We start from the raw sequence: 6,165 nt of genomic DNA on the forward strand, positions 1-6,165 counted from the left end.
CCCCGCCGCCGCCCTCGCGCGGCGGCGGGGGCGCCGGGAGACGCTGGCCGGGTATCTCTTCCTGACGCCGTGGTGCATCGGGATCCTGCTGCTCACCCTCGGCCCGATGCTCGTCTCGCTCTACCTGGCGTTCACCGACTACAACCTCTTCGACTCGCCCAAGTGGGTGGGCCTGAGGAACTTCCGGGAGATGTTCCGGGACGACCGGTGGTGGAACTCGGTCGATGTGACGGTGAAGTACGTTCTGATCGGTACCCCGCTGAAGCTGCTGCTCGCGCTCGGCGTGGCGATGCTGCTGGTCAAGCCCCGGAAGGGGCAGGGCTTCTACCGCTCGGCCTTCTACGCCCCGTCCCTGATCGGCGCCAGCGTCAGCATCGGCGTCGTCTGGCGGTCGATCTTCCAGGACGATGCGATCGTCGACAAGTCGATGAGTCTCTTCGGCTGGGACGTGGGCGGCTGGATCGGCGACCCGGACTGGATGCTGCCCACGCTGATCTCGCTGACCGTCTGGCAGTTCGGCGCCCCGATGGTGATCTTCCTGGCCGGGCTCAAGCAGGTACCCCGTGAGCTGTACGAGGCCGCGGAGATGGACGGCGCGGGCCGCTGGCGCCGGTTCCGTTCCATCACCCTGCCGATGATTTCCCCGGTGCTCTTCTTCAATCTGCTGCTGGAGATCATCCACTCGTTCCAGGTCTTCACCTCGGCGGTGGTCATCGGCGGCACCGGAGGCTCCGGGGCGGGCGGTCCCGCCGACTCGCTGCTGGTCTACACCTGGTACCTGTACGAGCAGGGCTTCCGCAATCTGCGCATGGGCTACGCCTCCGCGATGGCATGGATGCTGATGCTCGGCATCGGACTGGTGACGGTGGTGCTGTTCAAGACCCAGCGCGGCTGGGTGCACTACGAGGAGGACGCCCGGTGAGTGCCTTGAGCGGTGTGGCCCGGCGCAGGGCGCGGTCCGTGGGCTGGCATGTGGGCGCGCTCGCGCTGCTGGCCGTGATCCTCTACCCCGTGGTGTGGGTGATCGGGGCCTCGTTCAAGCCCGGCGACAAGATCGTCGGCAGTCTGCAGCTGCTGCCCACCGACCCCATCACCGACAACTACCGGCGGCTGTCGGAGGGCATCGCCGACATCCCGATCACCAGCTTCTTCTACAACTCGCTGATCATCGCGGTGGGTTCGGTGGTCGGGGTGCTGTTCTCCTGCTCCCTGGCGGCCTACGCCTTCGCCAGGATCCGCTTCGCGGGGCGCAATCTGCTGTTCTCGGTCATGATCGCCACGCTGCTGCTGCCCTTCCAGGTGCTGATCATTCCGCAGTATGTGCTGTTCCAGAAGCTGGACTACATCAACACCTTTGTGCCGCTGCTGCTCGGCAAATACCTGGCCGTGGACGCCTTCTTCGTCTTCCTGCTGATGCAGTTCATGCGCAACCTGCCGAAGGAACTGGACGAGGCGGCCCGTATCGACGGCTGCGGTCATCTCCGCATCTACTGGAACATCGTGCTGCCGCTGTGCCGCCCCGCCCTGATCACCAGCGCGATCTTCAGCTTCATCTGGTCCTGGAACGACTTCATCGGACCGCTGCTCTATCTGAACACCCAGGACAAGTACACGGTCTCGCTCGCCCTGAAGATGTTCATCGACCAGGACACCGTCGCGGACTACGGCGGCATGGTCGCCATGTCGCTGGTGGCGCTGGCGCCGGTGCTGCTGTTCTTCCTCGCCTTCCAGCGCTATCTGGTCGAGGGCGCGGCGACCTCCGGGCTCAAGGGCTGAGGGGCGGGCGCGATGGATGTACGGGAGGCGAGCGCGCGGTCGCGGACCGGGCGGGCGGCGGCGCGGCGGGACTCGCGGCTGTTCCTCTTCTCGGTGTTCGCCGAGTCCCTGCTGACCGGGGTGTGGGTGGTGCTCGCCGCCCTGCCCGTGGTCACCTTGCTGCCCGCCTTCGCGGCCGGGTGCGCACATCTGCGCCGCCACCTGGACGGCGAGCGGTCCACATGGCGGGATTTCCTCTCCGGTCTGCGGGAGGCGACGCTCAGCGGCTGGCGGTTCTCCCTGCTGTGGTGGGCGGCCCTCGCACTGCTCGCCTTCGATCTGCGCGTGGCCCGCTCGGGAGCCCTGCCCGGCGGGCCCGTGCTGATCGCCGTGAGCGTGGCGGGGACGCTCGCGGTGATCGTGCTCGGGCTGCGTACGGCCGCGCAGTGGCGGCCCGGCCTCGGCTGGCCCGCCGTGGCCCGAGCCGCCGTGCGCCGTGGCCTCGGCGCCGACCTGGGCGGGTCGCTGCTGCTCGTCGGCGGGCTCGCGGTGGTCACCGTCGCCGCCTGGCAACTGCTGCCGCTGGTCGCACCCGCGGTCGGCGCCCTCGCGGCCTGCGCCGTCGCGGTGGAAAGGCGCGTACGGGCCTGACGGTGGCCCGCCCGCGCCTGACACCACGACCACACCCATCGAGCCACCCACGTCATGCACCGCACCTGACCGTTCCTTGAGACTGAGTAGGAGCGAGCCCATTCAGCCGCACGCCCCGAACGGTCTTGGGCGCTCCCCCAGCTACCGCCGGGAGGTGCCCCCTGGTCCCCGGCGTACTCAGCCCCGGGGCGGCGACACGCATCCCGCACGCTGGCGCCGTACCGCCGTCCCAGATCGCACGAGCACGCTAACCCGGCCGGACCAGGGCGCCGCAAACATGCGAGCACACCATCACACGATCGAGCTAATGCGGCCTGGTCCGCACTCTCCGGCAAGCAGCTACCAACCCCCGTTGAAAGGTTGCTCATGTCTCCGATCCCCCGACGCAATGTGCTCAAGGCGGCTGCTGTCGCCGGCGCCGCGGCCCCCTTCTCCTGGCTCCTCGCGGGCAACTCCCAGCAGGCGGCGGCGGTCAGCAAGGCGGCGGACGACCCCGTGAACATCACCTGGCTGGAGGACGGCGGCCGGGGCGCCGCCGCGGGCAGCACCTTCGGCGTGCCCTGGCCCAAGGGCGCCCAGTCGGCGGACCAGAAGTTCGCACTGGCCACGGCCGACGGCAAGGACGTGCCCCTGCAGACCTGGGCCACCGCCTACTGGCCCGACGGCTCGCTCAAGTGGACCGCGCACGCCGCGGCGGAAGGGCTCGCCGGCGCCACCGCGTACCGCCTGACGGCCGGCGAACCCGCCGCGCCCGCCGAGAAGGTCACCGTCTCCGAGAGCGGCGGCAAGATCACCGTGGACACCGGGGTGATCAAGGCCGTGATCGGCAAGGACGGTGGGAAGCTCGTACGGTCCATCACCCGGGGCGGCACCGAGATCGCCCGCGACGGCCGGCTCGTCCTGCTCCGCCAGGGCGATATCGACGACGGCGACCACGGCAGCGCCAAGTGGGAGCGGTTCGACGGCGAGATCAGCGGCGCCAAGGTCGAGCAGAAGGGCCCCGTCCGCGCGGTCGTCCGTATCGACGGCAAGCACCGCAAGGGCGGCCGCGGCTGGCTCCCCTTCAGCGTCCGGCTCTACTTCTACGCGGGCGCCGACTCGTTCCGTATGGTCCACACCATCACCTTCGACGGCGATCAGGAGAAGGACTTCATCCGCGGCCTGGGCGTTCGCTTCTCCGTGCCCATGCGTGACGAGGCGTACGACCGGCACATCCGGATCGCGGGCGAGGGCAAGGGGCTGCTGACCGAGGCGGTCAAGGGCATCACCGGGTTGCGCCGCGACCCCGGCGCGGCCGTCCGCAAGGCCCAGTTCACGGGCGAGAAGCTGCCCGACCCGGCCACCTGGGACCAGCGGGTGACCACCCGGCTGCATCTCATCCCCACCTGGGGCGACTACACCCTCTCCCAGCTGTCCGCCGACGGCTTCACACTGCGCAAGCGCACCAAACCGGGCCACGGCTGGATCCCCGCGGGCGGAGGCGGCCGGGCGAGCGGCTTCGGCTATGTGGGCGGTGTCAGCGGCGGACTGTCCTTCGGGCTGCGCGACTTCTGGGAGAAGTTCCCCGCCCAGCTCGACATCCGGGGCGCCGCGGGCGACGAGGCCGAGGTCACGCTGTGGCTGTGGTCGCCCGAGGCCCAGCCGATGGATCTGCGCTTCTACCACGACGGCATGGGCCAGGACACCTACGCCGAACAGCTCGAAGGACTCAACATCACCTACGAGGACTACGAGCCGAAGTTCGGCACCCCGTACGGCATCGCGCGCACCAGCGAGCTGGTGTTCTGGGCCAACGGCGCCACACCGAGCGCCGAGACGCTGGTCGCCCAGGCAGCCGCCGTACGCACCCCGCCCCAACTGGCCGCCGGGCCCGCCGATCTGGCCCGCGCCAAGGTCTTCGGCGGCCTGTTCGCGCCCGTGGACCGCTCGACCGCCGCCAAGGCGAAGATCGAGGACCATCTGGACTTCCTCTTCACCTACCACAAGGGCCAGGCCGAACAGCGCCGCTGGTACGGCTTCTGGGACTACGGCGACATCATGCACACGTACGACGAGGACCGGCACCAGTGGCGGTACGACGTCGGCGGCTACGCCTGGGACAACTCCGAGCTGTCACCCGACCTATGGCTCTGGTACGCCTATCTGCGCTCCGGCCGCGCCGATGTCTTCCGGTTCGCGGAGGCCATGACCCGGCACACCGGCGAAGTGGACGCCTACCACCTCGGGAAGTGGGCCGGCCTCGGCACCCGGCACGGCGTACAGCACTTCGCGGACAGCGCCAAACAGCAGCGCATCTCCACCGCCGTCTACCGGCGCCCGTACTACTTCCTCACCGCCGACGAGCGCGTCGGCGACATCATGAGCGCCCTCGTCGACTCCGACGAGACCTTCCTCGTCCTCGATCCGCTGCGCAAGGTCCGCACCGACCCCGACTACGAACCGGACCCGCACGCCCTGGACATCGGCTTCGGCACCGACTGGAGCGGGCTCGCCGGGGCGTGGCTCACCGAATGGGAGCGGCACGGCCCCAAGGCCGAGAAGGCCGAGGCCAGACTGCGCGGCACGATGGAGACCATCGCGGCCCAGCCCAACGGCTTCGTCCAGGGCTCCGGGCTCTACGACCTCTCCACCGGCAAGTACGCCATCGCGACCGAGGCGAAGGTCAGCGTCTCCCATCTGTCCGCGGTCTTCGGTCTCGTCGAGATGTGTGCTGAGCTGATCGACCTGATCGACATACCGGAGTTCAAGGAGGCGTGGCTGGACTACTGCCGCTACTTCAACGCCACCAAGGCCGAACAGAAGGCCCGCTACGGTACGGACTTCGGCTCGCTGCTGCTCTTCCAGGGCCACTCGCGGCTCGACGCCTACGCGGGGGCGCAGCTCAAGGACGAGGCGCTGATCAAACGCGCCTGGCAGAAGTTCTCCGGGGGCGACGGCTACCCCGACGCCACGACCGACTGGAGGACGGTCAAGCTGGAGGGGCCCGATGTGCTGGAGCCCGGGGTCGAGGCGGCCTGGGTGTCCACCAACTCCACCGCCCAGTACGGGCTGGCCGCGATCCAGAACCTCGCGCAGATCGGGGACAAGCTGCCCGGCTGAGCCGGATGGAAAGCTGGAAAGACCGCAGACTGGAGAGATGGACTGGTGCCGTTACCGCTTCCGGAGCCACTGGGACCTCGACGCCCCGCCCGCCGCCGTCTACCGGCTGCTCGCCGCGGGCGACGAGTATCCCCGGTGGTGGCCGCAGGTCCGGGAGGCGGTCAGGAGCGACGAGCGGACCGGCACCGCCCGCTTCCGCTCCGTGATCCCGTACGACCTGGTCATCACCGTCCGCGAGGCTTGTCAGGACCCGGCGGCCGGGGTGCTGGAGCTGGCCTTCTCCGGCGACCTGGAGGGGTGGGCGCGCTGGACCGTGACCGCCCGCGGCAGCGGCGCACGCGCCCTCTTCGAACAGGATGTGGTGGTTCGCAAGCCGCTGCTGCGCCTCTTCGCGCTCCCCGGCCGCCCCCTCTTCCGCCTCAACCACGCGCTGATGATGCGCGGCGGGCGGCGAGGGCTGCGGGCCTACCTGGCCGCGCAGCCGCCAGGGGCGCATTCGGTTTGAACGAAACCCGCCGCGACCTATATTGTTCAGGTCGTTCCACCGGGGAGGACCCCACCGGGACACCCGGGGCGATTAGCTCAGTGGGAGAGCGCTTCGTTCACACCGAAGAGGTCACTGGTTCGAACCCAGTATCGCCCACCTCATGAGGCCGGGCC

Annotated in this window: 5 protein-coding genes and 1 tRNA gene; all 6 read left to right on the forward strand. The window is 69.5% G+C overall.

What is annotated here, in order from left to right:
* Positions 1–922, forward strand: a 922-nt coding sequence (locus ACWDSL_RS51175) for a carbohydrate ABC transporter permease (protein WP_450496360.1), incomplete at its 5' end; no start/stop codon positions are given.
* Positions 919–1,776, forward strand: a complete 858-nt coding sequence (locus ACWDSL_RS51180; RefSeq protein ID WP_450496362.1) for a carbohydrate ABC transporter permease — start codon at positions 919–921, stop codon at positions 1,774–1,776. The genes ACWDSL_RS51175 and ACWDSL_RS51180, both read left to right, overlap by 4 nt.
* A gap of 12 nt (positions 1,777–1,788) precedes the next feature.
* Positions 1,789–2,406 carry a DUF624 domain-containing protein gene (locus ACWDSL_RS51185; protein WP_450496364.1) on the forward strand — a complete coding sequence of 206 codons (618 nt, stop codon included), beginning with the start codon at positions 1,789–1,791 and terminating at the stop codon, positions 2,404–2,406.
* Between the two features lie 366 nt (positions 2,407–2,772).
* Positions 2,773–5,505, forward strand: a complete 2,733-nt coding sequence (locus tag ACWDSL_RS51190) for an exo-rhamnogalacturonan lyase family protein (protein ID WP_450496366.1) — start codon at positions 2,773–2,775, stop codon at positions 5,503–5,505.
* A gap of 37 nt (positions 5,506–5,542) precedes the next feature.
* A complete protein-coding gene (locus tag ACWDSL_RS51195; RefSeq protein ID WP_450496368.1) occupies positions 5,543–6,010 on the forward strand; it encodes an SRPBCC family protein in 468 nt (155 codons plus the stop codon).
* Positions 6,011–6,076: 66 nt separating this feature from the next.
* Positions 6,077–6,148 (forward strand) — tRNA-Val (locus ACWDSL_RS51200).
* Positions 6,149–6,165: the final 17 nt, after the last annotated feature.

The sequence above is a fragment of the Streptomyces sp. NPDC000941 genome (assembly GCF_053599555.1).